At 58.3% G+C, this 561-nt stretch carries 1 protein-coding gene; it reads left to right on the forward strand.

Features of this window, described 5'->3' with window-relative positions; translation table 11 throughout:
* Positions 1-214, forward strand: a 214-nt coding sequence (locus AC1DVK_RS27145) for a hypothetical protein (protein ID WP_477627850.1), incomplete at its 5' end; no start/stop codon positions are given.
* Positions 215-561: the final 347 nt, after the last annotated feature.

Below are 561 nucleotides of genomic sequence, written 5' to 3' on the forward strand. Positions count from 1 at the left end.
GAATCATAGTGTGCTAGAACCGGATGAAGTTCATGAAGGAAACAGCCCAGGAAGCTGTCCTCCTTCAGCTTCGCCGCGAACCAGGCCTGGCGGCCATCGCAGCTCTGGACTCCAACAACATCGTAATTTCTCCAGCTCACAGTCATATGAGGCAGCGATCACACGAAGGGTGGGTCATCAAGAGCTGGCGAACCGGCCCTTCGCAACCGCCTGAAAAATCGCCACCCGCACCAGCCAAGGTTCCGTCGCCGACAGTGAGGGCTGCCACAGACCTGGAGTTCGACGCTGCCCTATCTGTAGCGTCTGAGGAAGTGTTTCACACCGTCCGGACAACGAGTTCCCAGCCGCTTCGGCTGAGCCGCCCCCCGCTGCCGGCGCATAAAGCTTTGGGGCAGTGATCGGCGATGACCAGTCGAAAGCAGGCGCCGCCTCAGTTCAGAAGTCTCGCACAAGTGCCGCGCAACCGAACTAAGCAATGTATCATCAGGCGAGCTATTGCACCGTCAGACCGTGACATGATCGTGACATGCTTGGCAAAGCTGATCTCGGACAGCATCCGAC

This window comes from Peribacillus sp. P4_B1 (assembly GCF_056402395.1).